The sequence below is a fragment of the uncultured Caulobacter sp. genome (assembly GCF_937900395.1).
Classification (GTDB): Bacteria; Pseudomonadota; Alphaproteobacteria; order Caulobacterales; family Caulobacteraceae; genus Caulobacter.
Genome location: NZ_CALCDX010000013.1, coordinates 16,134 through 40,179 on the forward strand (window position 1 = coordinate 16,134; position 24,046 = coordinate 40,179).

Sequence of the window (24,046 nt, forward strand, 5' to 3'; positions counted from 1 at the left end):
CATGACAGGCGCGCTACAATAGTGTCCGTAAACAACTGCTGTTCTCACCGAGCACCAGCCCGGCACCAGCGACCGTAACGAACTCCGCCCGTCTATGGCGGACACGCGATATCTCTAAACATGCAAAAAGCTATCGGGCGCGGGAACATCCCGGCGCTCCAGACGATCAATGGCGCCCACAAACAGGCGACCATCGAGGCGATATGTGACTGGGTGGCCGAAGACGGCAGCTGCTTCGCCATCACTCTCACCCCAAACTGCCCCCATCATCAGTTCTCCACGACCCTGACGAAGCTGAGGCGCCTGTCCGCCGCCCTCGCCTATGGCCCGCGCGGCGTCCCAAGGTCTTGCGAGTACAGAAACATCAAGAGGGACAAGCCGCGTCTAGTCGGTTTCGAGGAAGGGCAAGTCGATACGAAAAGCGACGCGCGCATCCGCCACTTCCACGGGCTGATCGGCCTTCGCAGTGCAGCTGAAGAGCACTTTTGCCGGGACTTCCTCGACCGATATTGGTCCGACCTTCACAACCCTCTGGGGCCGAACAACCGGACCTACGACTTGACGAACACCGCAGCCCACACTGGCGCTGCACGAGGATGGCTGCGTTACGCCACAAAGCGCGACGCGTTCACCACCACCAAAGAGCCGATCTTCATCGGCTAACGCCCAGCCCATCGACAACGTCTAGCCGAGCCCGCGCTCACCCATACCGCCTTGGAGAGGCGGGATCGGCTTAACCACACACCATTCAATCGGCCTCTCAGCAGGGGCCGATTTAAAGTTATGGAATAATTTCAATAACTAATAGCCACAGAGAGCGTACAAGTTACCTGGCTAACCAACACATCCAGCCCACTATGGGCCAAGACGTGGACTTGGGAAGGTCGGCTTCGAAGAAGCCACCCAAACCAAGGCCACTTCGCCGGCCCTCGCGAAGCGCCTGCCAAAAGTTAAGAGAAGCGCCCCAAGCTTGGGCAACTCAAATCACAGGAGGCACATAGGTTACAGTGCACTGCTTCGAGATATCGAAGAGCGCCTCAAGACCTCGCCCGATATCAATCTCATGGCGCATTATTGAACCGCCAGCATGAACAACATCGAGTTCGATGCGGCGGTCATGAAAGTCCATTTCGGTCGCCCTACGCCTTCTCCGCTGGAGCGAGAGCTTAGGACCACTGCCGAGTTGTTCTGCGAATATCTCCCCAAAGCTCCGCCTGCAAAGAGCATCATCGAACCCATCAATGTCGGGGGCATATTCGATGGTCGCAGCACTGATCCCTTTTGCAACACCGTTTAGCTCGCTCAGGAACCGCACCTGAGCTCGCCGCGAATTTACATGAGCGATAGCGTAAGGATCCCGGATAGTTACGTGGGCAATTTCCCTTCCGACGAAGGGCGACAGAATTTCGCGGATAGGGCGCTCCTGGCCCGACTCGCTTCGGAACCTCCTTATTCCCGTCTTTACGATCTCATTCTTCAGGGTGAGCGTCTTACGCTCGTTCCTATCGGGAACGGGCGCAGGAGCGGCCTCCTTCGGAGTTTCCGTCGCCCCCTCGGCGGCGTCCGAGAGAGCTTCGACGTCCGCCGCCAAAGACACCTCCCGGAACAAGTCCGTGAGTTCGGCGTCCTCGGGGTCTGGCGGCAAAAAGAGATCCTGGGTCAGCCGCCTCTTACGATCGATCAGCGCGTCCAACCTGAGATCGAAACTTGCATCCCGGATAGTTGGATCCGGGTGGACCGAGAGCGGCAGATAAACGTGGACGTCGCGCCCCTGGCCTATGCGAAACACCCGGTCGGTCGCTTGATCTTCGACCGCAGGATTCCACCACCGCGACAAATGAATGACGTGGTTGGCGGAAGTCAGCGTCAGCCCGACGCCGCCCGCTTTCGGAGACAGGATCATCACATCGAAGCGTTCGCGGTTCTGCTGAAACGCTGTGACCATCGCCTGTCGTCTAGGCCCTGGCACCGTCCCATTGATCCGCATCGGGAGACTGGGAAGCTTGAAGCGGCGCTGTATATAGCCCGCTAAGCGCTCCTGCATGGCTAGATCTTCCACGAAGACCAGCGCCTTCTCGCGGTTCGCCGCAACCTCTTCCAGAATACGCAACGTGTGCGAAAGCCGGGCGGAGTCCTGCACATACAGATCGAGGTCTGCGGGGGCCTCTCTTGGATCGACAGGGTGTAGTGAAACGCCACGCAAAGCCGCGAGCGTTGCGAGCATTTTTCCCTTGCCCGCCCCTCCCGAAGACGCGGAAGCCGCTGCCCTGAACACGATCTGCTGATACTTCTCCGCCTGCGCTTTCGGCATATCGACGGGAAGGCGGTGGACGTGCTTCGTAGGTAGCCCTTCAAGCGCGTCACTCTTCATTCGACGCAGCATATAGGCCGGTCTTCCGCTCTCAGAGCCAGTCAGCAGCCTCTTTAGGCCGGCGAGCGCTTTGACATCGTCCGGCGCGTATCTGCGCTCGAAATCGCGGCTGGCGCCTAACAGGCCGGGCGAGATGACATCCATGATCGACCAGAGGTCCTGGAGCCGATTCTCCACAGGCGTGCCGGTCATGCCGAGAGTGAAGGCCGCATTTAGGGCCTTCGCCGCCCGGGTCATCTGGCTGGTGGGGTTTTTGAGCTTTTGAATCTCGTCGTAGACGACCAAGCCGAAGCGGGTGCGCGCGAAGCTGAAATGATAGTCGCGCATCGTCTCATAGGTCGTGAGCACCACGCCCGCGTCCAGCCAGTTTTCAGCTTTGAGTGAGGCGCGTCCGGTCTCGATGTCCCGCCCGCTAAACCCGCCCTCATCGCGCAGCGTTTTCAGGTCCGAGCCGAAGGCCAACACCATCGGGCCGAGATGGTTCTTCTCAAGATGGTGAAGGATCTCCTGACGCCATGTCCCGAGCAACCCCGTAGGCGCGACGATCAGGAAAGGCGTTTTTGGCCGGCGCCCTGCCTCGGCCTCCTCTTGAAGCCATGCCATGAAAGCAATGGCCTGGAGCGTCTTTCCAAGGCCCATATCATCGGCCAAGAGCGCGCCTGGACGGCCTGTCCTAGCGCAGTTTGCTAGCCATCCCAGACCCTGGACTTGGTGTGGCTTAAGCGTGGTTCTTAGACGCTTCGGAGCGGTTACTGGTGCGTACTCGACATGCTCGGCCTCACCCGCCGCGTCGATAGACGCATATTCGACTTCCTCGAAGTTCTCCCGAACGATAAGGAAGAGCTTGTCTCCGGCCCAGCTATTGAACGATTGCGGCTCAGCTTCGGCCATTCCGTCGGCGTCGTTAGTCGCTTGAACCAGAGGCTCGAGGCTCTTCACAGCACCGATTAAAGTGTCGCTGGTCGCCAAGCTATTCGGCGGCGGTGGTCCGCCATCTACTGGATCGAGCAAGCCTTCGAGGTCCACGAGCGGCGCGCCTGAGCTCGCGGCGGCGCTGACCGCTTCAACAACCGATTTCAGGTTCTCCGACTTGATGCCGAAGTAGTCGTCTCCGACGCGGATGCCAAACCTCTCTGGAAGCCACTGGTTTTTACCGAGAGGCGTGAGCCAAGGGAGGACTGGCGCGCGCCAAACGTCGACGCCCGCCACGCGGCTGGAGAACTGGTCTGTCTCGATGAAAAGCTCGTCGAGACGCTCGGAAATAGGATTTGTTTCCCCTATCCGCTCCTGAAGGATGCGTCGAGGGTTGAGGATGAATTCGCGACGATCAGCCTCCGAGCCATCCTGAAGTCGCCGAACGACGTTCAACACCGGCCTAAGAGCGGGATCGATGAAGACATATTCGCCCTCACGAAGCGGATAGACCGCGCGGGCCTCCCCCTCACGCCTGAAGCGATCTTCCGAGAAGATCTTCTGCGCAGCGGGAGTAAGGACACTATCGATTTCCTCGTCGACAGGCCGGCCTTCGGCTTCGGCGTCCCTCGCGGCCTTTCCCCCGAACAGGACGGGATCGAATTCTGTGTGATCCGGCGTCAGCGATCGAAGTCGCAATGATAGACTCGACGCGTAGTAGACTCGGAGATCCTTCAGGAAGGCGTCGCTTTCAACAGACGCATGAGCGCCATCCGGCCACTTCTCACGAAGTTTGGCCACAGCCCGGAAGCGCTCAGACTTCTCAAGAGGCTTCGAGAGGGCCTGAGCTGCATGAAAGATTGACCACAGCGGCTCAGGCAAACGCCGCTGCCCGTCGGGCGTCTTCAGGATAGCCCCGACAAGTTCAGCCCGAACAGGCTGCCCTCCGGGGCGAACCCACTGTGATTTCAGGCAGAAATCGTCCTGGTCCAGCCTACCAATGGATTTCAAATCCAATCCAAGGTTCGTTGGCGCTGGAATATCAAGGTCAGCGGCGACGTGCGCCTCCAACCCAGCCAGAAAAGCGGCTGAAACCTGATAGCCATCGTCTTGGGCGATACAGCCTGCGCCATCCTCGGAGGCGATCTGTAGATGCTCAATACCAAGGCGCGCCTCGGGGCGCGCCTCAAGCCAAGCCACGGGAGCAACTAGTCCCTTTGGGCTTCGCAGTTCGAGCCTTCCCCCCTCCGCCGAGGGAGAGAATACAAATGTCGCGGCCTTTGTCGCCTTATCGGTCTTCCTCTGGAATAGCCCCCTCATAGTCGGACTCCCGCCTCATCTCGGAGGATGGTCGCGATCCGTCTCTCCCAGCCTATGCTATGAGTAGCGTCGAACGGCGCGCCCATCAGTTCTGAAGGATCGTAGTCCGCCCGACCTTGCTCGTTATTCCGAAAGAGCTTCGGGGCACGCTTATCGCTGTAATGCCAAAAGTAGCATCTGCCGTTGTGGCTCCACTCGGCCACTACTAGATCACCGATCCGCATAATAAGAGATGCATGCTGGGCAGTGCGCCCGCCCCCCGAAGAGAGGCGACCGAACATCGTCAGCCCTCGGTCGCCAGAGCTACGAGCGATGCGAGTTGCCCTAGACGCACCGTCACTACCAAACGCCACCCAAGCAGCCGAGATCTTGTCTGCTTTTAGGTAGCGCGTCCAAAAGCGACGGCGTTGTTCCCACATATCGGGGCGGTCGGTCATCGTTTCGCTGACGATATCGAAAAACTGCTCAACCGACGCCTTGGTCAGCCATCGTACAATGACGTCATAAGCATCGCCGTACTCATCCCGAACAGGGCGCCACCGCGCCTCGTTCACTCGGGGATCCCCGGCGTAGCCCAACGCCGACTCAATCAATTTTGCACGGTGATCATCGGCTGGCTCTTTGCCGACCCAAGGCTTGAACAGCGCGCCTGCATAGGCGGGCCAAGCCTTAGGGAAATCGAGCGGCTTACCGCTGTCGGTGGCCCAGGAAATCAACCGGTCTTGCGGGGATGGCGCTACGCCTGAAGACATCTCTGAAACGATCTGACAGGCCGCCTTGAAAGCCGTTTCGACGAGCCCACCAAGCCGCCGGCCATCCGAATCTAATCCCGCGCCTATAAGGATACCGCGCACGGGGTCCTTTGATTTGAGTATCGCCGCCGCGATCCGAGACGGAGCCTCGACCGGATCAAAAAGGTTGAAAGCCTTGAGCCTATGCGGCCATGGGTCGGTCGGTCGCCACGGCCAGGTCTTCGCGCTTTTGGCGAGGGCTTGAGCGAGACGCACGATGTCCGAGTCATCGTACGCGAAGCAATCCAGGTAGGCGTCAATCAGCGCGAGGTAAGCCGCGCGTCGCTGCAGGGTGACCACTTCCGCAACAAGTTTATCGCCGATTTCGGGAGACCGACCCGGAGGGTGTGGCGGGTACAGAAATGAGCGACAGCCTTCCCGAAGATCGCGGCGAGATAGGAGCGACATACCTTGCTCCGCAGCCCACGCGATCCGCTCTTGGATCTCCGCGATACTCGCCTCGGAGCGTTCGGCAGTAGCCGACTGCTGCAAGGCGGCGACAGCTCTCCGGAGCTTCAGAGGCTCGGGCGCCTTTGACTTGGCGCGCCGCAGGAGCAGATCGGGGGCAGCAAGGAGTTCGGCTAAATGGCTCATTCGCCGCTCACCTTGGCCTCGACGCGCTTGTACTCGTCCGTGGGAGGCGTGTGCATGACGATCCGTAGATCGATCCGCCGATTTCGATCCTTTGCCATGACGTCGCCATCGACTGGCCGGTCAGCGCCGTATCCGCTGACACTCAGTACAGGCACGCAACGCCCGCCTTCGCGATTGGTGCAGACAGCAGCTAGGCCGCCATCGGCTTCACGCAAGCGCCTGAACACATTGGCGGCGCGTTTTGCGGATAGGTCGAGATTGTCGACCATGCCGAGTCCGCTAAACCGGTCCGTATCCGTGTGGCCCTCGATGAAAAGCGACTCGATACGATGCGGGCTCTTCTCGCATGAGATCTTCGCGTTCCCCCCAGCGCCTGGGGCCTGATCTGTGTAGCAAGGTAGAACGGCGCGAAGGCTTTCGGCGAGTGACACAACCTTCCCTCGCCCCTCAACCTTCACATCTGACTGACCGCTATCGAACAGAACATTGTCCTTTAGACGCAGGACACTGCTGTTCTCCTCGATCGTCACCGCGACGCCGCGCCGTTCCAACTCCTCCTTTAGCTGAACGGCGATCTTCGCCCTCGCCTCATTGACGTCCTGAAAGCGGGATATCGTCGTGCTAAATTGGAGCACAAAGTACATAAGCAGGATGATAAAAATGAAAATGGTTCCTACCATCATGTCCGTCATGGACACGAAGTAGTTCTCTTCCTCTACTGCGTGTTCGAAGTTTTCTTCAGCGATCATTCGGCAGCCTCAAAGCGCTGCTTTTTATTGTCATCGACGAACTCATCGAGCGAGCCGGCGTACTCTTCGATCGCTGTCAGGCCCGCAGAGAACCTTTGGACAGCGGCTGACATTTCTGAATCGAAGGACTGAGCAAAGCGCCTGAACTCGTCGAAGCTGTCGCCGAGCGTTTGCCCGAGCTTTTCCGCCGTCTGTGCGAGCGCCTTGTCCACACCTTCGAAACGAGCGCGATAGTCGCGCCACGCTGTCTCAGCTGCTTCTTGGGTCTCACGGATGCCCGCCATCAGTTCCGTCAGGCCCTTCACGACACTTTCGTTGGAAGAGCGGTTCGCCTCGATCGCGCGGGCGATGCCGCTCGCGGCGTCGTTAACTGCCTGCGCTGCTTGAGCGACGGGCGCCGCCGCCGTGGCAAAGCCCTTGATAGAGTCGCTGATGGCGTTGGCCGCGAACTTGGCCTGCCCGGTGACCCCCTCCATGGCTTCTGCGGTTCGGACCGCGCTGTCACTGCTCCGCGAGAAGCTCTCCGACGCCTTCTGAACGTTCGTCGCCGCGTCACCAACAGCGCGCGTCAGCTCAGCCGCAGCCTCCTTGATGGGTGTTCCAGCAGCGTCGAGCGCCATGCCAAAGGTCCTCTGGCTCTCGGCGACACCGTCCGCAAGCGCTTTGCCGACCTCTTGCTGAATGGAACCAGCTGCCTGGGCGCTTGCCTCTTGAAGCGCCCTCACGGCTTCAGCGATGGATTCAGCGGAGCGCGCTTGAGCGGATTCCAAGCCCTCAAGAACGCGCGCTAGTGTCTGCTCCTGATTGCGAGCCACGTTTTCGCCCTGCTCCGCGAGCTTCGCGCCCATACCGTCGACATTGGCGACAAGGCGATCGAAGGCTTCGCGGATATCAGCTGCGGCCTGAGCAAAGTCAGCGCCCGCAGCGCGAATCTGCTGCGCGGCATGATCGCCAGATTGACCGACGGAAGCCGTTAGAGCGTCGAGCTTCTGTGTCAGGCCCGCAAGGGTATCGCTGAGACCTTGGAGCTGCTGCCCGCTGACGTCCTTGATCGCCTTCGCCGCCTCTGATCCGATGCCCTGCGTGACAGCGGTCATGTTCTCATTCAGCGCCGTCAGGGACGAAGCCATGGGAGCGAAAGCTTGAGTTACGCCGGCATTGATCCGGTCGGCCAACTGGAACGCGACGTCCTGGTTGAAGAACTTCAGCTGAGCGGTTTGCTCTTTCATCTCCTCCAGCTGTTCCACAGCCAGGCGCTGAGGCGGGACGTACAGAAGACCGCGCTCAAGAAGCTCGCAGATATGCTCAGTCTCTCGATAGATCCTGCGAGCCAGGCGATGCTCGACAATCCGCAGGCGCAGAGAGGCGCCGATCCCCCCGATGGAGGTAAGAAACTTCGCCGAGGCCACAGTGAGGAGAAGCGTAAGCGCCTCCTTGGCCTTCTGCGGGTCATTGAGGTTTGCTGCGGCGGTGTGGAGCGCGACCACAAGGCCAACGAAGGTCAGGATCAGACCAGCTGCAACGAACACGTTCGAGGCGAACGCAAGATCCGTCAGGCGTGGGGCCGCACGATGAAAGTAGGCGCTAGGACGGTTCGTGTTGCGGATGGGCGACGCATTCTCGTCGATAATGGACTCGTGAAACTCCCGCCACGCCTGCACGAGGGGGCCAGATCCGACGCTCGCATCGTTAAGCGCTGCCGCAACGTCGAAGTAATTACGACTGAAGGCTTCACGCTCAGCCACGGCCTCGGGAGCCTCGCCTAGAGCAGCTCTCAGCGCCTTAACCCGAGCTTGAGCGGCCTTTAGATACGGCGCCACCTGACGACGTTTACGGACCTCGATCACGCCAGCGATGGCGAACATCAAGATGAAAAAGCAAAATGCGATCCAAGGCTTGCCGTAAATGCGTTCCAGCTGCTCAAGGATAAAATTTAGTACGAGATCCATGTCCGCCTCCCCGGAGGCCGCGCGCGCCAATGCGCAGAGCGCCCCCACACTCCACCAGATCAAAAGAGCAAATGCAGCGCCTCGCCTCAACCGGCAAACGAGCGCGCCGCAACTCACCCGCCATGCTTTTGGGTTTTGGCCGCGCTCTTACGCCGCCTCCCCCTCCTCATCATCGGGGGCATCGATGTCGGGAAGCGCGGAAAGGACATCGACTCCAGCCGGCAACTCGACCGTCTCCACATCCCGCAATTTCCGTTGCACCGCCCTGGTGCGGCGGCCCGCTTCGGCGACGGTCTTCTGGGCGGTCTCAAGCTGCTTGCTGAGCTTGTCCCACACCCCGCCGTACTTGCTGAACTCGGCTTTCGCCGCCGAAAGGACCTGCCAGACCTCGCTGGAGCGCTTCTCGATCGCGAGGGTGCGGAAGCCCATTTGCAGGCTATTGAGCACCGCCGTGAGCGTCGTCGGACCTGTCACCATCACCCGATGCTTGGACTGCAAGTCGGCGCAAAGCCCGGGGCGCCGGATCACCTCGGCATAGAGACCCTCGGTTGGCAGGTACATGAACGCGAAGTCCGTCGAGTGCGGCGGGTGAATGTACTTTTCAGAGATCAGCTTGGCTTGCGCACGCACGGTGCGTTCAAGCGCCATGGCCGCTTTCTCGACTTCCTCGGGAATACCGCTGTCCTGAGCGGTCAGCAGGCGGTCGTAATCCTCATGCGGGAACTTGGCGTCGATCGGCAGATAGACCGGCGTATCGTCGAATTTCCCCGGCAGGCGAACTGCGAACTCCACCACCTCGTTGGAACCAGGCAGAATGTGGACGTTGGCTTCGAACTGATCCGGCGTCAGCATATCGCCGAGTAGCGCGCTCAGCTGCATTTCGCCCCAACCGCCGCGCGACTTCACATTGGTCAGGACGCGCTTCAGATCGCCCACGCCGGTCGCGAGGTTTTGCATCTCGCCAAGCCCCTTGTGGACCAGATCCAGACGATCGCTGACCAGCTTGAAGGACTCGCCTAGACGCGTCTCCAGCGTGCCCTGGAGCTTCTCGTCCACGGTCACGCGCATCTGCTCCAGCTTGGCCTCGTTATCCTTCCGCAGCTGGTCGAGATTGGTCGTCAGCGCCTCGCGGATCGCGTCCTGCTTCTTGTCGTTCGCCTCCGTCAGCGCCTGGATCTTCTGCGCGACCGCATCTAGCCCCTGCTTCTGCTGCTCGCGCGCCGTCTGCTGATCCTTCTGCAAGCGCTCGGCCAGCTCCTTCATCGCCTGGTTCGTTTCACCCAGCCGCGTCGTCTGTGTGTTGGCAAAGGCGTCGGTGCTGATCTTAAGCGCCTCTTCCAGCTTGGCGCGACCATCGGAGGCTTCAGTTCGCATGGCCGCGAGCTGTTCGCTCTGCGCCTGGCCGAACGACGCCAGACGCGCTTCGAGGGCCTGCTGGTGACCCAAGAGGCTGTTACGCAGTTCATCGCGCAGCGCCTGATTATCCTCGCGGGCGGCGCGCTGAATGTCCTTCAGCGCCGCCTCCAAAGCGATCAGCTTGGCGGTGGTCTCCGGATCCATCTGTGCGCGCGTGGAGCGCTTCAACAGCGACACGAGCGCAAAGGCGCAAGCCAGAACCGCCGCGATTGCGGTGGTGATGGACAGAGCGAGCATGGGGAACAGTCTCCATTCAATGCAAATCGCTAGGGGCCGCCGCGAGGCGGGTTCACCTCGCGGCGGACGGCTTAGGCGCAGTCCGGCAGAGCCAGGAGATTGTTGTTCCAGTCCCCGTCAGCGCGAGTTTGAAGGTATTGATTGGGCCGATAGCCGCGCACCTCAACGTTCGCACGGACACCGTTGACGCGGGTGTAGAACGTGTGAACGCCGCCATTGATGAGGTCGATGACCTGCTGGCGCGTCGAATACCACGCAGGGATAGCGCCGCTGCCCGGTCCGCCGAGGTGAGTGATCGCCTCGTGCGTATTTTGGCGCTGGAACTTGGTGATGCAGGTAACTTGGAGGTCGGCCATTGGAGTGATCTCGCTGTGAAGGCGGTCCGGAATTGACCGGCGGCGCCGATGGGAATAGTATTTTTATGGGTCGGGTTTTTATACCCGTCAAGTTACTATTCTGATCGGACCGCTATGACCAATCCGAGCGACGGGGCAAAAATGCGATGGGGCGCGGAGCAGCGCCTTGAATTCATTGAGTTCCGCGCCTTCTGGGAGGGGGGCGTCAATCGGTCGGACATCACAGACCGTTTCGGGGTCTCCACGCCCCAGGCATCGAACGACCTGAGCCAATATCGCGAGCTGGCCCCCACGAACCTAGTCTACGACGCTAGCGCCAAGCGCTACGTCGCGACGCCGGAGTTCGCCCCGCGTTACCTGGCCTTGAGCGCCGATCGTTACCTGTCCCAACTAAGGGCCAAGGCCGAGGGCGTCATAAGCCTGGACGAGACATGGATTGGCGTCGCGCCTGACGCCCAAGCCATGCCGGCGCCCGCCCGCCGGGTGGACCCTCAGCTCCTGAGAGACCTGCTGGCGGTCATACGCGAGGGCGCCTCGGTCGAGGTCTGGTATCAGTCGATGAGCCCGCTGCGCCCCGACGCGGAATGGCGAAGGATCACGCCGCACGCCTTCGGGTCGGACGGCCTGCGGTGGCACGTGCGCGGCTTCTGTCACATCGACGGCGTGTTTAAGGACTTCGTCCTGTCCCGCTGGCGCGGTCTTCGCGCCAAAGGTCCAGCCGGCGCCGGCCCTTCAGCCGATCAGGATTGGAGCGACACCTTCGGCGTCAAGCTCGCGCCCAACCCAGCGCTGTCAGCCAGCCAGCAGGAAGCGGTGGCCTGGGAGTACGACATGCCAATGGGTTCGGTGGAGCTTTCCGTGCGCAAAGCTCTGCTTTACTACCTGAAGAAGAGGTTGCGCCTCGATTTGGACCACGACTTGCCGTCGGAAACGCCGGTGATCGTCGCCAATCGCGAGGCTTTCGAGATGGCGCTGGCCAGCGCCAAGGGTTTAGTGCGGGGGAGCGTTTAATGCTGGTCGGCGACATCCGGAACCAGATCGACGGGATCTGGAATGACTTCTGGTCGGGCGGGGTTTCCAACCCGCTGAGCGTCATGGAGCAGCTGACCTATCTGCTGTTCATTCGCCGCCTGGACGAGCTGCAGGCTGTCGAAGAGCACAAGGCTCAGACGCTGAAGCAGCCACTGGCGCGCCGAATCTTCCCCGAGGGGCGTGACGGGCGCGGCAACAAGGAACTCCTGGAGCTTGGTGGCGAGCTGTACGAGAACCTGCGCTGGTCGCGGTTCAAGACCTTCGAAGCCCGGGAAATGTTCCGGATCGTGGACGAGCACGTCTTCCCCTTCATCCGCGAGAAGGTCGCCGCCGAAAGTGCCGTGTCCCAGCACATGAAGGATGCGCGGTTCGCCATCCCGACGCCAGCCCTTCTGGCGAAAGTCGTCGACAAGCTCGACCGGGTGCCGATGGACAATCGCGACACCAAGGGCGACGTCTATGAGTACATGCTGGGCAAGATCGCCAGCGCTGGTCAGAACGGTCAGTTCCGCACGCCGCGCCACATCATCAACCTGATGGTGGCCCTGATGCAGCCCAAACCCAAGGAAGTCATCTGCGACCCCGCCGCCGGCACCTGCGGCTTCCTGGTCGGGGCGGGCGAGTATCTACGCGCTCATCACCCGGAAATCTTCCGCGACAAGGATCTGCGCGAGCACTTCCAAGCCAAGGCGTTCCACGGCTTCGACTTCGACCCGACCATGCTGCGGATCGGCTCGATGAACATGATCCTGCACGGGGTCGACAACCCGGTGATCGAGGCGCGCGACGCCCTGTCCGAGGATATCGCCGGCGAGAAGGAAAAGTACGACCTGATCCTCGCCAACCCGCCGTTCGCGGGATCGCTGGACTACGAGCAGACCGCCGTCGACCTGCAGCGCGTGGTCAAGACCCGCAAGACCGAGCTTCTATTCCTGGCGCTGTTCTTGCGCCTGCTGAAGACCGGCGGACGCGCGGCGGTCATCGTGCCAGACGGGGTGCTGTTCGGCTCGTCAAAGGCCCACAAGGAACTGCGCCGGATGCTTGTCGAGGACCACAAGCTGGACGCGGTGATCTCGCTGCCGTCGGGCGTGTTCCGGCCCTATGCCGGGGTTTCGACCGCCATCCTGATCTTCACCAAGACGGGCGTCGGCGGTACCGACAAGGTCTGGTTCTACGACATGAAGGCTGACGGGTGGTCGCTGGACGACAAGCGCCAGCCCCTGCTGCCGGACGACAAGCTGGGCGTCGCGCCCAAGACCCCGCTGACCGAGGCCGAGCACGACAAGAACAACCTGCCCGACGTCCTGGCCCGCTGGGTGGAGCGCAACGGCGCGGAACATGAGCGCCCGCGCACGGCCCAGAGCTTCGTGGTCGATAAGGCCGCCATCGCCAGTGACGGGGCCTATGACCTCTCAATCATCCGCTACAAGGAAGCCGTCCACGAAGCCGTCGAACACCAGAGTCCGGCGGAGCTCATCGCCGAGCTGAAGCGTCTGGAGGCCGAGATCGCCGAGGGGCTGGTGAAGCTTGAGGAGATGGTGGGGTGAGCCGGTCCTTCACGCGGATCGCCTTTAGCGAAGCATTAGAGGATTTGACTGGTGGCAATATCAAGACGCTACAGAGCGACTATCTTGATAGTGGCGATTATCCAATAGTCGATCAAGGCAAGGCGCTAGTCGCGGGTTACACAAATGATGCATCCCGCCTCTGCCAGTCTCCCCTACCCCTGATCATTTTTGGGGATCACACACGTATCTTCAAATACGTCGATTTTCCTTTCGGCCTGGGGGCAGATGGAACGAAAGTCCTGCGGGCAAAGGCCGGCGTCGACCCAAAATACGTTTTTCATTTCCTCCAGCAGGTTCCGATTGAAAGTGCTGGGTACTCCAGGCACTTCAAGTTCCTGAAGGAAACCACCATCCCCCTCCCACCACTCGACGAACAGCGGCGGATCGCGGCGATCCTCGACCAAGCCGATGCCCTGCGCCGCAAGCGGCGGGAGCACTCATCGCGCATGGCGGCCTTGGTTAGCGCAAAGTTTCAAGCCATGTTCGGCGACCCCGTCGGAACCAAGCGCTTGTATCCTTCGGTCGAGCTTGTATCGCTTATAGATTCCGACAGGCCAATAACTTACGGCATTCTGAAGCCGGGCCCCGACCTACTCGATGGCGTGCCCTATGTGCGAGTTGTGGACATAAAAGGTGGGCGAGTTCTTACTGATCAACTGCGTCGCACCAGCCCCGAAATCTCACATCAATATCGACGCTCCACGTTGCGAACTGGGGATGTGCTGATAAGTATTCGAGGACACGTCGGCAGGATGGCTCTTGTTCCACCGGAGGCTGATGGCGCCAACATCACCCAAGATACGGCACGTCTAGCTATTGTGGGAGCGAACCCCATTTTTGTTCGCGCGCTAATGGAGCATCCACTCAGCAAGAGATGGATGGCCGAGCGAACCCGGGGGATCGCCGTCCAGGGGATAAACCTAGGTGACCTAAAGAAATTCCCCGTCTTGGTGCCCCCTAGGGAAGAGCAAGATAGCTTCGCTGACTTCTACAAAGAGGTTGAGCTCAACCGAAGCGCCGGAGATCGTCAACTCGCCCACCTCGACGCCCTCTTTGCCTCCCTCCAACACCGCGCGTTCCGGGGAGAGCTCTGAGCCATGCAGCAGCAGACCGTCCCGATCAGCACCTTGGTCGACATGTATCGGCGCGGCGAGCTGCGCTTGCCGGAGATCCAGCGCCACTATGTCTGGCGCGGAACCCAGGTGCGGGACCTGTTCGACAGCCTCTATCGCGGCTATCCGTCCGGTTCGATCCTGATGTGGGAAACCGACGAACCGGTCCCGACCCGCGACTTCGCCGTCGCTCAGGAGACCACCGCCTTCGCTGGTCGGAAGTTGCTACTAGATGGTCAGCAGCGCCTGACCTCGCTAACCGCCGTGCTGAGCGGCGAGCCAGTGACGGTGCGAGGCCGGAAGCGCCCCGTGCGCATCCTGTTCAATCTCGACCACCCAGATGGCCCACCCCGCGCCGAGGTCGAGGAAGAGACGCCGGACGAGAGCCCGCTGACGCCCGACGACGAGCTGACTGACGACGCCGACGAAGCCAGCGAGGAAAACGCCGTCAGCGACCGCTTCAATCAACGGACCTTCGTCGTCGCCAGCAAGGCGATCGAGGCGCAGCCGAACTGGGTCTCGGTCAGCGACGTTTTCGAGAAGGAAGAGCTCGCGATCCTCAAGAAGGCGGGCGTGAGCAGCCTGGATGACCCCCGCCTCGCCAAGTACCAAGCGCGTCTGGCTCGGCTGAAAAAGATCCGCGACTACGGCTACGTCGTCCACGTGCTGGAACGGAGCATGAGCTACGACGAGGTCACCGAGATCTTTGTGCGGGTGAACTCGGCGGGCGCCAAGCTGCGGTCCTCCGACCTGGCCCTCGCCCAGATGACCTCGCGTTGGCGGAACCTGCTGCCGCTCTTGGAAGCCTATCAGGCCGAATGCGAGACCAGCGGCTTCTTCATCGACCTGGGCCAACTTGTCCGGGCGATCGTTGTGTTCGCCACCGGGCAGTGCCTCTTCCGGAGCGTGGCTTCGACCTCGCTGGAACGCCTGCAAGCGGGCTGGGAACAGGCCAAGAGCGGCCTCAACTTCGCGATCAACTTCCTTCGGGCCAATGCGGGGATCGAGGACCAGAGCCTGCTGTCCTCGCCGATGTTCCTCCACGCACTAGCGGCCTTTGGTCACGCCAAGAACCACAAGCTGGATCAGGCCGAGGAGCGGGCGCTGCTGCACTGGCTGCTGGTCGCTAACGCCCGAGGCCGCTATTCGCGCGGTTCGACCGAGACCCTGCTAAACGAGGACCTCGCCGTCATTTTCCGGCGAGGCTGTGACGCCGCCGAGCTCCTGTCGATTGTCGAACGGCAATTCGGGCGACTGCACATCGAGCCGGGCGACCTGAAAGCCCGTGGCTCCAATAGCCCTCTGTTCTCGCTGGCCTACCTGGCCCTGAAGGATGCCGGCGCCAAGGACTGGCACAGCGGCCTTGGCCTATCCCTGACCCACCAGGGCAAGATGCACTTCATCCAGTGGCATCACATCTATCCGAAGGCGCTTCTGAAGGATCACGGCTTCGAGACCGGCGACATCAACGAGATCGCCAATATGGCCTTCATCTCGGGACGCACAAACCAGCAGCTAGGGCGCAAGCCGCCTTCGGAGTACCTGCCGGAGATCATCGCCAAGCGAGGCGTCGAGGCGCTTTCCTCGCAATGCGTGCCGACGGATCCAAGCGTGCTGACGGTCGGGACCTATCCAGACTTCCTGGCTCAGAGGCGCGAGGCGCTGGCTGAGCGCATGAACCACTTCATCCAGAAAAAGGCGGGGCTTGCCTGATGTCCCAGTTCGCCTTCCTCGCACCGGAGTTTCCAGAGGTTCACGACCTGGCGGTTCGGGTCGAGAATTTGGCGCGCACGGATGCGCGGGGGGCCTGCTTCTACGCCCGCCTGACCCTGGAGACGATCGTCGACTGGCTCTATCGCCACGACAACACACTGAAGTCGCCCTATGAGCGGACGCTATCGGCGCGGATCCATGAGCCGACGTTCAGAACCCTTGTCGGGTCCGCGCTCTCGGCTAAGGCGCGCATCCTGAAGGATCTGGGCAACCGCGCGGCACATGAGTCGCGCGCCGTCCCCGCCTCGGACGGCATAGCGGCGGCGCGGGAGCTCTTCCACGTCGGCTATTGGCTGGCGCGGACCTATGCCCGTGGGGAAAAGCCCTCCGGCTCGCTGACATTCTCGGCGGACACCCTCCCCCTCAACAAGGCGGTGCCCGCGCAACGCCTGGAGCAGCTGAACGCCGCTGCGGAGCGTTTCGTCGAAGCCGTGAAGGCCCGCGAGGCCGCCGAGGCCAAGGCCCGGGCCAGTGAGGAGGGACGCCTAGCCCTGGAGGCGGAGCTTGCCGCCGTTCGCGCCGAGATCGCCGCCACGAAGGCCACGAACAGCGCCAAGCCCGATGACCACGACTACGGCGAGGCGGCGACCCGCGATCTCTTTATCGACAAGTTGCTGCTGGAGGCCGGATGGTCGGTGGAAGCTGGCAACCTGGCTCTAGAGGTCGAGGTCGCCGGAATGCCCAATGAGCCGGGCGTCGGCTTCGTGGACTATGTGCTGCGAGGCGACGATGGCAAACCCCTAGCGGTGGTCGAGGCCAAGCGTACGCGCAAGGACGCCCGCGTCGGCCAGCGCCAGGCCGAGCTTTACGCCGACTGCCTGGAAGCCGAGACCGGCCAGCGCCCGATCATCTTCTACACCAATGGCTACGAGCACTGGATCTGGGATGATCGGCGCTATCCGCCGCGTCCGGTGCAGGGCTTCCTGACCAAGGACGAACTGGAACTGGCGATCCGCCGCCGCACGAGCCTGCGCAGCCTCGCGAGCATCGAGATCGATAGTGAGATCGCCGGGCGCTATTACCAGACGCGGGCGATCCGGCGGGTGGCCGAGACCTTCGAGGTCGACAAGCAACGCCGCGCCCTTCTGGTCATGGCGACGGGCTCGGGCAAGACGCGGACGGTCATCGCTCTGGCGGACCTTCTGATGAAGGCCAACTGGGCGCGCCGCATCCTGTTCCTCGCCGATCGCAAGGCGCTGGTGAAGCAGGCCGCCGCCGCCTTCAAGAAGTTCCTCCCCTCGTCCGCGCCGGTCAATCTGATGACCGATCGGGAGTCGACGGGACGGGTCTACGTCTCGACCTATCCGACGATGATGGGCCTGATCGACCGTAAGGACGATAGCGTGGCGCGACGCTTTGGCCCCGGTCACTTCGACCTGATCATCATTGATGAGGCCCACCGATCGGTCTATCGCAAGTACGGCGCGATCTTCGACTACTTCGACAGCATGCTCGTCGGCCTGACGGCGACGCCCAGGGACGAGATAGACCGCGACACCTACCGACTGTTCAACCTTCAGAGCGGCGTGCCGACCGACGCCTATGGTCTGGATGAGGCCGTCGGCGACAAGTATCTGGTGCCGCCCAAGGCGATCTCGGTGCCGCTTCGCTTTGAGCGACAAGGCATCCGCTACGACGACCTCTCCGACGACGAGAAGGAAGCCTGGGACGCCGTCGAATGGGACGAAGACGGCAATGTGCCGGCGGTCGTCGAGCCAGCAGCGGTCAACAAGTGGCTGTTCAACGCCGATACCGTCGACAAGGTGCTGGAACACCTGATGACGCACGGTCAGCGCGTCGCCGATGGCGACCGACTGGGCAAGACCATCATCTTCGCCAAGAACCAGGACCATGCGCGCTTCATCGTCGAGCGCTTTGACCTAGCTTATCCCGCGCTGGCAGGCAGTTTCGCGCGGGTGGTGATCTCCAGCGATCCCTATGCGCAGACCCTGATCGACGACTTCTCCCAGGCCGACAAAGCCCCGCATATCGCCGTCTCGGTCGACATGCTGGACACCGGCATCGATGTGCCGGAGGTGGTGAACCTCGTCTTCTTCAAGATCGTGCGGTCCAAGGCGAAGTTCTGGCAGATGGTGGGGCGCGGGACGCGCCTGTGCCCAGACCTGTTCGGTCCCGGCCAGGACAAGGCGTTCTTCACGATCTTCGACTTCTGTCAGAACCTGGAATTCTTCAACCAGAACCCGAATGTCACGGACGGCTCGATTGGCGCCTCTCTGAGCGAACGGCTATTCGCCAGTCGCGTCGAGCTGATCAGCGCGTTGGACGGCTTACCCAGACCAACGCCGCCTGGCGTTTTCCCAGAGGGGCAAACGGATGTCTCCGCCGTAGCGGAAAGCTACGCAGGCCATGACCAAACACAGGCGCTGCGCGACGACCTAGCCGAAGGGCTGCGTGAGATCGTCCAAGGCATGAGCCTGGACAACTTCCTGGTCCGGCCTAAGCGGCGTCTGGTCGAGAAGTACGCTGACCCGGATGCATGGCGCCGGCTAGGTCTCGACGATCAAGCCGAGTTGACCCATCAGATCGCGGCGCTCCCCAGCAGCGTTACCGACGAAGACGTGGCAGCGAAGCAGTTCGATCTTCTTGTGCTCCGCGCCCAGCTAGCGCTTCTTCGCTCGGAAGCCAGCTTCCAGGGGCTGCGGGAAAAGATCGTCGGATTGGCGGGCCTGCTTGAGGAGAAGCGCACCATTCCCATGGTCGCCCATGAGATGGCGCTGATCCTTGAAATCCAGTCTGACGACTATTGGGAAGGCGTCACCGTTCCAATTCTGGAGACGCTGCGCCGTCGCTTACGCGGCCTGATCAAGCTTATCGAGGCGAAGCCGCGCTCGATCGTCCGAACGGACTTCGAGGATGAGATCGGCGTCGGGACCGAGATTGAGCTGAGGGGAACCAATGTCGGCGCCGACATGGAACGCTTCCGGCGAAAGGCTCAGCATTTCCTTCAGGAGAACGCCAACCACATCGCCGTGCTGAAGCTTCGCAGGAACGAACCGTTGACGGCGACCGACCTCGCCGAGCTAGAGCGGATATTTGTGCACGCCGGTGTCGCGGAGCCGGATGATATAGAGCGGGTTCGCGCGGAAGGCGGTCTAGGGCTCTTCGTCCGCTCGTTGGTCGGCCTTGACCGCGAGGCCGCGAATTCCGCGTTTGCGAGCTTCATGACGGGCCGGAACCTCTCCGCGAGCCAGATCGAGTTCCTGAACATGGTCATCACGCATCTGACAGAACGGGGGCAGATGGAGCCGGGGCTGCTTTACGAAAGCCCGTTCACGGACTTCAATCCGCTGGGCGTCGCGGGACTCTTCAGCTTGGCCGACACCACTGCCGTCATCGAGATCCTGGAGAGCGTAAAAGCGCGCGCTGCCGCATAGTTCGTTTGAGGCTGTAGGATCCCATTTGAGATTCCGAGCTGAACGAGTTCGGCGGCGTAGGCCGTGTGGCAGCACACTTATCTGTGGATAAGATCACTTTCGCGCGGTGTTTCCACCTTGGTTCCACGCTCAACGCAGGCGCTAAGCACCGGTCGGCGCAAGGTGTATAATATGCTGATTTTATTGAGAAAAAGTGGTGCCGCCTAGGTGACTCGAACACCTGACCTACGCATTACGAATGCGCCGCTCTACCGGCTGAGCTAAGGCGGCCCACGGACGCTTCGGGAGCGATCCCGGAGCGAAGGGAGCGCCTATTTAGCGGGGCGCGAGCCGCTTGCCAAGCGCCGTCTTGCACTAGAATTGCGACGGGGCGCGGGAGCCGGTTCCGGCGGGTCCGGAAGCGGCGGGGCGTCGAACACGCCCGGATCGTCCGGAATGGGCATCAGGGCGCCGCCGGTCTCGGCCGCGCGAATGAACGGCGTCGATTCGACGTAGGCCGACGGGATCTCGGGCAGGTCGCTCATCGTGCGCTCGCGGCGCTCGTGGCGCGGATGGATCAGCTGGCCGGTTTCGGCGTAGCTGACCGCCAGGCGCGCCCAGTCCTCGCGCTGATAGGCGAAGGCGCGGCCCTCGGGGTCGAGGTCGGACCAGTCGGGCTCGCGCGGGGCGTCGATGCCGCGCGCGATCCAGGCGCGCGCTTCGTCGGGTTGGCCGTTGGCGGCGGCGACGCGGGCCATCAGTCCCGCGAACCGGGCGGTCGGGGCCTCGTCGTCCAAAAGCCGGGCCGCGGCGCGGGCGGCGATCGGATCGCCGCCGATCAGAGCCGCTTCGACGCGCAGGATCAGGCTCTCGCGAACCTCGGGGCGCATCGCGGCGAGAGCGGCCAGACGCTGGGCGCGGGCCTTGGGCGTCTCGTTGGTCTTCAGGTCGCGATAGGCGAGCCACAGCGCCGGGTGAGGTTGCGCCTTCCAGGCGGTCTCGATCAGCTGGCCGGCCTTGGCCGTCTTGCCGTCGTCGGCCAGCAGGCGGGCGGCCATGATCACGCCCGGCGCGAAGTCGGGCTTCAGCTTCACCGACTGGTTGGCGAAGTCGAGCGCCTGGGCGCGGACCTTCGGGTCCGGCGAGTCCTCGAGGCTGGCGGCCGAGGCGGCCAGCAGGGCGGCGCGGCTGCGCTCGGCCACGGCCGGAGAGACGATCTTGCGTTCCAGGGCGCCCTGGACCAGCTGCAGGGCCGCGGCCCAGTCGCCGGCCTCCAGCCGCGCCTCCAGCAGGGCGCGCCAGGCCCAGCGGGCGGTGCGGGCCAGGCCATAGGCGGTCTCGGCGTAGCGGAGCGCCGCCTGCCGGTCGCCATCGGCCTGAGCCGCCTGCATCAGCCCGCGCAGGCCGGCCAGACGCATCTCTGGAAAGCCCAGCATGGCGTTGTAGGCGCTGGCGGCCGCGCCGCGATCCCCCGCCGTCTCGGCGGCCTGGGCGGCCAGGACGCGGACCAGACCGGGCGCGTCCTCGGCCAGTTCGGCGGATTTCTGGGCGAGTCGGCGGGCTTCGGAGCCATCGCCGGCCGCGACCGCGAGGAAGCCGCGCGTTAGGGCTTCGATGGCCTGCTTGCGCTTGGCCTCGGCCCGGGCGCGGGCGGCGCGACGCGGGGCCTCGACGATCCAGATCACGCCGCGCCAGAGCACGGTGAACAGCAGGGCCGAGAACAGGGTCAGCAGAGCGGCGGCGGCGGCCGTCATCTCGATTCGCCAGCCCATCCATTCCAGCGAGGCGCGGCCGGGCTCGCCGGTCAGGGCCAGCACGCTGACCGCCACGGCGGCCACCAGGAAAAGGGCGAAGACGACGCGGGTCATGGGGCGGCCTGCGTGATGCGAGCCAGGGACGCCAGGGCGTCGGCGCGGACCGAGGCCACGTGGCGGTCGATCTCGACGCGGCGGTTGGCGGCGGCGAACCAGGGGGCCAACACCTCGCGGGCCGGGTCTGGCAGCGCTTCCAGCGCCGCCACCGCGCCCTCGATATCGCCCTCGTCCAGCAGCACCTGGGCGCGGGCGAGGATCGCATCCGGCGTCGACCCCTTGATCGAGCCCACGTGACGGATCGAGACGATGCTGGACAGCGCGTAGCGGATACGCGCGAAGAGGTCGGCGTCGGCGCCGGGATTGCGCGCGGCGCTGGCGGCGCGGCCCGCCAGATTGCCGAACTGGACGGCGAGGCCGGCGCGCGTCGGCGCGCCCAGGCGCGCCAGCGGCTCCAGGGCCCGTAGGCTGGGCGAGCCGGGCAGGACGCGCTGAAGGCCGGCGAGCTCCTCCGGGAAGGGACGCGAGCTGTTGGCCGCCTCGGCCATGGTCGAGACCGCCAGGGCGGCGGCGGCGGCGTCCGCGACGCTCTTCTGGGTCGTCTCCAGGGCGGTGACCCGACCGTCCAGGCGCTCGACATCGGCGGCGGGGGCGACCGGCGCGGCGACGCTGGCCTCGACGGTGGGCGTGGGGGTCGGCGCGAGGCGCTCGGCGATCGGCTTGGGGCTGGGCGCGGCGGAGATCGGCGCCGTCGGCGAGGACTTCGCCGGGAACAGGGTCGGTCCGAACCAAGCCACGCCCGCGCCTAGCACCGCGCAAAGCAGGCAGAGGAACAGCCAGACCCAGACGCTGGGGCCCATCACCCTCTTGCGCGCGTACAGCGCCGGATCGCTGGGGGCGACGATTTCAGCGGGGTCGGGTGCGGCGTTCATACGCCATTCGTGCCCCACGCCGCCGCGCCGCGCAACTTTGCGCTTAAGCTGTCAGCAGGGAGAGCAGCGCGGTTTCGTCCGGGCGCGGCGCGCAGGCCACAGAGCCGGGTTCGACCAGCGGCTCCAAAGGCGCGGCGACCGCCTTGGAAAGGCAGAGCGCCCGCAAGGCGGCGGCGGGTCGGCGTCCCAGAATATCGGCCAGACGTCGCGCCGCGCGAGGCGAGTGCAGCAGCACGGTCAGGGGCTGGTCCAGCAGGGCCACGGTCGCGTCGGACGGCGCGCGCTCGACCGTCTCATAGACCGCCACGCCGCGCGCCGCGACGCCGACCTCATTCAACGTCCCGACGAGATCGCCCGCCGGCTCCCGCGCGCCCGCCCAGAGGACCGGGCCCGGCGCGGCGGCGACGACCAGGCGGGCCAGGTCATCGACATCGCCCTCAGCGCTGGCGACCTGGGCGAAGCCGGCTTCGCGCGCCGCCGACGCCGTGGCGCGTCCCACGGCGAAGACGGGCAGCGCCCGAACATCGGAAAGCGCCGAGAAGGCCTGGACGCCGTTGACGCTGGTGAAGGCCAGGGCCGAGACGCCCGCCAGATCGATCGACGCCGCGCTCGGCGCGACCTCCAGCAACGGATCGACGACCGGCGTGAAGCCCAGGGCCGCGACCTTGGCTGCGGTCGCCTCGGCGCCAGGAAGGGCGCGGGTGATCCAGACCGGCGCGCCCTCACCCATGGCCTATTCCGGCAGCAGGATGGCGTCGCCGCCTTCGGCGCGGACCTCGCCGCCCAGTTTCAGGCCCAGGGCCAGGGCTTCGCCGGCGTCGTCAGCGCCCGACAGCGTGACCTCGCCATGGCGTCGGAAGCGCTGGGCGCCGTTCGGGGTCAGGGCCTCGACGATCATCGACAGGCGCGCGCCGTCCAGGGTGGCGCGGGCGCCGATGGCCGTGCGGCACGAGCCCTCCAGCGCCAGCAACGCCCCGCGCTCGGCGGCGACGGCGATCGTGGTCGGACGGCAACGGATGGCGTCCAGCCACGGCGCGCCGACATCCTCGGCCCGCGTCTCGATGACGAGGGCGCCCTGGCCTGGGGCCGGCGGGCAAGCGTCGGGGTCGATCCAGCTCTTGGTCAGGTGACCCAGGCCCAGGCGGTTCAGGCCCGACTGGGCCAGCAGGATGGCGTCGGCCTCGCCGCGCTCCAGCTTGGCCAGGCGCGTGTCGACATTGCCGCGCAGCATGACGATCTCGAGATCAGGCCGCACGTGCAGCGCCTGGGCCTGGCGGCGCAGCGAGGCGGTGCCGAGGCGCGCGCCCCTGGGCAGGTCCTCCAAGCGCTCGCAGATATGGCTGATGAAGGCGTCGCGCGGATCTTCCCGCTCCGGCGTGGCGGCAAGGACCAAGCCCGGCGGCAGCTCGGCGGGCATGTCCTTCAGCGAATGGACGGCGCAGTCGATGCGGCCGTCCAGCAGGGCTTCCTCGATCTCCTTGGTGAAGAGGCCCTTGCCGCCGATCTCCATCAGGCGGCGGTCCTGGATGCGATCGCCGCTGGTGACGATCGGGATCAGCGGCGCGACGGCCTCGATCTCGTCCTTGGAAGCGCCGGCGGGCGCGCCGAGGGCGGCGGCGATACGGGCCTGCATCAGTCCAGATTGCGCCAGCGACAGCTTGGAGCCGCGCGCGCCGATGCGGATGGGAGGTTGCCGGGACACGGTCGGAACGTTACCTGCGGATGCGAAATTCATCCTCGCTGCTACAG

At 63.6% G+C, this 24,046-nt stretch carries 16 protein-coding genes and 1 tRNA gene; 6 read left to right on the plus strand and 11 right to left on the minus strand.

Annotated features, from left to right (window positions below):
- The first annotated feature begins 120 nt into the window (after positions 1-120).
- Positions 121-663: a hypothetical protein gene (locus Q0379_RS00730; protein WP_299003099.1), complete on the plus strand. Its 543-nt coding sequence runs from the start codon at positions 121-123 to the stop codon at positions 661-663.
- Between the two features lie 316 nt (positions 664-979).
- Here the strand turns inward: Q0379_RS00730 and Q0379_RS00735 are convergent, their stop codons facing one another.
- From Q0379_RS00735 to Q0379_RS00760, 6 genes are all read right to left on the minus strand, one after another.
- Complete coding sequence (locus tag Q0379_RS00735) at positions 980-4,483, minus strand: DEAD/DEAH box helicase (protein ID WP_299003102.1); 3,504 nt, start codon at positions 4,481-4,483, stop codon at positions 980-982.
- A 116-nt stretch (positions 4,484-4,599) separates the two neighbouring features.
- The gene (locus Q0379_RS00740; RefSeq protein ID WP_299003105.1) at positions 4,600-5,988 is read right to left on the minus strand and encodes an EH signature domain-containing protein; all 1,389 of its coding nucleotides are present in this window, start codon (positions 5,986-5,988) and stop codon (positions 4,600-4,602) included.
- Positions 5,985-6,737: an OmpA family protein gene (locus tag Q0379_RS00745; protein ID WP_299003107.1), complete on the minus strand. Its 753-nt coding sequence runs from the start codon at positions 6,735-6,737 to the stop codon at positions 5,985-5,987. Before Q0379_RS00745 ends, Q0379_RS00740 begins: the two co-directional genes overlap by 4 nt.
- Complete coding sequence (gene zorA, locus Q0379_RS00750) at positions 6,734-8,686, minus strand: anti-phage ZorAB system protein ZorA (protein WP_299003109.1); 1,953 nt, start codon at positions 8,684-8,686, stop codon at positions 6,734-6,736. Before zorA ends, Q0379_RS00745 begins: the two co-directional genes overlap by 4 nt.
- A 147-nt stretch (positions 8,687-8,833) precedes the next feature.
- Positions 8,834-10,339, minus strand: coding sequence for a DNA recombination protein RmuC (gene rmuC / locus Q0379_RS00755; protein ID WP_299003112.1), 1,506 nt, complete (start codon positions 10,337-10,339; stop codon positions 8,834-8,836).
- 71 nt (positions 10,340-10,410) lie between these two features.
- Positions 10,411-10,695 (minus strand): DUF3892 domain-containing protein, encoded by a 285-nt coding sequence (locus tag Q0379_RS00760; RefSeq protein ID WP_299003115.1) that lies wholly within the window; start codon positions 10,693-10,695, stop codon positions 10,411-10,413.
- A gap of 141 nt (positions 10,696-10,836) precedes the next feature.
- Between Q0379_RS00760 and Q0379_RS00765 the strand changes: the two genes are divergently transcribed.
- From Q0379_RS00765 to Q0379_RS00785, 5 genes are read left to right on the plus strand one after another with little or no spacing between them, the layout of a single operon-like run.
- On the plus strand, positions 10,837-11,706 hold the full coding sequence (locus Q0379_RS00765) for a WYL domain-containing protein (RefSeq protein ID WP_299003118.1): 870 nt from the start codon (positions 10,837-10,839) through the stop codon (positions 11,704-11,706).
- Positions 11,706-13,274, plus strand: a complete 1,569-nt coding sequence (locus Q0379_RS00770) for a class I SAM-dependent DNA methyltransferase (protein WP_299003120.1) — start codon at positions 11,706-11,708, stop codon at positions 13,272-13,274. Before Q0379_RS00765 ends, Q0379_RS00770 begins: the two co-directional genes overlap by 1 nt.
- Positions 13,271-14,389: a restriction endonuclease subunit S gene (locus Q0379_RS00775; protein ID WP_299003123.1), complete on the plus strand. Its 1,119-nt coding sequence runs from the start codon at positions 13,271-13,273 to the stop codon at positions 14,387-14,389. The genes Q0379_RS00770 and Q0379_RS00775 overlap by 4 nt, the downstream gene beginning before the upstream one ends.
- Positions 14,390-14,392: 3 nt before the next feature.
- Entirely contained in the window at positions 14,393-16,120 is a 1,728-nt protein-coding gene (locus Q0379_RS00780) for a DUF262 domain-containing protein (protein ID WP_299003125.1), read from the plus strand.
- On the plus strand, positions 16,120-19,575 hold the full coding sequence (locus tag Q0379_RS00785) for a DEAD/DEAH box helicase family protein (RefSeq protein WP_299003128.1): 3,456 nt from the start codon (positions 16,120-16,122) through the stop codon (positions 19,573-19,575). The genes Q0379_RS00780 and Q0379_RS00785 overlap by 1 nt, the downstream gene beginning before the upstream one ends.
- Positions 19,576-19,769: 194 nt before the next feature.
- On the opposite strand, the gene Q0379_RS00790 is transcribed toward Q0379_RS00785, so the two are convergent.
- The 5 genes from Q0379_RS00790 to hemC form a co-directional block, all read right to left on the minus strand.
- A tRNA-Thr gene (locus tag Q0379_RS00790) sits at positions 19,770-19,845 on the minus strand.
- 41 nt (positions 19,846-19,886) lie between these two features.
- Positions 19,887-21,422, minus strand: coding sequence for a heme biosynthesis HemY N-terminal domain-containing protein (locus Q0379_RS00795; RefSeq protein WP_299003131.1), 1,536 nt, complete (start codon positions 21,420-21,422; stop codon positions 19,887-19,889).
- Complete coding sequence (locus tag Q0379_RS00800; RefSeq protein WP_299003134.1) at positions 21,419-22,297, minus strand: mitofilin family membrane protein; 879 nt, start codon at positions 22,295-22,297, stop codon at positions 21,419-21,421. The genes Q0379_RS00795 and Q0379_RS00800 overlap by 4 nt, the downstream gene beginning before the upstream one ends.
- Positions 22,298-22,340: 43 nt before the next feature.
- A complete protein-coding gene (locus tag Q0379_RS00805) occupies positions 22,341-23,027 on the minus strand; it encodes a uroporphyrinogen-III synthase (RefSeq protein WP_299003137.1) in 687 nt (228 codons plus the stop codon).
- 3 nt (positions 23,028-23,030) lie between these two features.
- Positions 23,031-23,999, minus strand: coding sequence for a hydroxymethylbilane synthase (hemC, locus tag Q0379_RS00810; protein ID WP_299003139.1), 969 nt, complete (start codon positions 23,997-23,999; stop codon positions 23,031-23,033).
- Positions 24,000-24,046: the final 47 nt, after the last annotated feature.